Source organism: Endozoicomonas atrinae, from assembly GCF_001647025.1.
GTDB lineage: Bacteria > Pseudomonadota > Gammaproteobacteria > Pseudomonadales > Endozoicomonadaceae > Endozoicomonas > Endozoicomonas atrinae.
This window is the reverse complement of record NZ_LUKQ02000550.1, coordinates 1-1,436: the sequence shown is the minus strand read 5'-3', so window position 1 is coordinate 1,436 and position 1,436 is coordinate 1. Positions and strand designations below refer to the sequence as shown.

1 protein-coding gene is annotated in these 1,436 nt (G+C 56.6%); it reads left to right on the top strand.

The annotated features are described in order from the left end of the window. Positions 1–108 precede the first annotated feature (108 nt). Positions 109–1,436, top strand: a 1,328-nt coding sequence (locus AK963_RS33995; protein ID WP_238593889.1) for a hypothetical protein, incomplete at its 3' end; no start/stop codon positions are given.

Here is a 1,436-nt window from a genome sequence, read left to right as displayed (position 1 = left end):
CCGGTGAATATCAGCCAGCTTCAGTCCGGTGAACTGCAAAACGGCACGGCGCTCACGGTGGGGCAGGGTTCCATCGAGCTGAGTACCGGCAGCGATGGTTTTGGTCAAATGGTGATCACCGGCAGCGGCGGCATCGCCAGCAACGATTACCTGGTGTTGAAAGAGGGGCGGATTGAGTCCTATATCTACACCGCCAGCTCTGGCCACGTCCGTTACAAAGAGGTGCGCCGCACAGAAAGCGGCATCGGCAGGCATAACCAGAGCGTGGTGATTCCCGCCTATTTCAAAAGCCAGCCCACCATTAACCTCTATCCCCGCGATATTACCGTTTACAACGCCGACTACCCCGACCAGTCCCAGCGACTGGAACTGTACCACTCAACCCCCATGCCTCACGGCTCCATCGAAGGGGCGTGGGTGTTCAAACCCTACGCCCGGCTGTTGCTGGCGGATGGCAGCAAGACGGAGGTCAGGAACGCCCTTTACCAGGGGGCCAGCAATACCACCACCTTTACCAGAGGCGGTGTGGACCAGGTGAAAACGGTCACCCTGAAAGGGCGGGTTGCCAGCCAGCGTTCCACCGGCAGCGGCGGTACCTGGCAGAACCGTAAGGTGAACGTGACCTTCCGGTATCGGCAGCCATGGGGGGAGTGGATCGACGGGGAAACGGTGGCCGTGGACATCGACCAGTTCACCACCCACGACATCGAACTCAGCCAGACCATGACCCAGGGCAGCTATGAGGTGGGGTTGTATTTTTTAGCGGAAGACCGTGAGGGTACGTTCAACAGTGGCAGCGTTACCTACGACTACCGGGATGAGAACAAGATTGCCAACCCCTACCAGAAAACCCTCAGTCCCACCAATTCAGCACAGACCTTCCGACACACCATTAGCATTGGTGACCCGCAAATCGGTTCGGGGTGGGAGATCAACCGGATTTTGTATTTCGCCAAAGTGGATATACGGCTGGAGGTCAGGAACCTCTACCGCTATGACAGCAAAGCCTGGGGACAGGATAAGGTTAAAGGACGGGCCAGAGTGCGTCTCCCCAATGATCGGGGTGAATACAACACCTACGAGAAAACCACGTCCAATGACTCTTTCACAAAAGAGTGGGAAGTCACCCGGTTTACGGATATTTCCATGCGCTGGGAGGATGTGGTTCACAAAGACGGCAATATCTACCCGGAAGTGGAACTCTGGGCAGAACGGGCCGGATATGACGGTCAGTCACAGGCTGGCAGCTTTTACGAGCCGGATTACGTTCCTACCAGCCTGGCTTATGTTCATATCCGCGACATTGCCGCCACCATCTATTACCAACGGGCGCAACCGGTGAGTGATACCCCGCTTAACAATTTCTACTGGGACACCACCGCTTATGACCTCGGTGCCACCGATGTCAGCGTATCCGACGCCATTATCCACTGGAC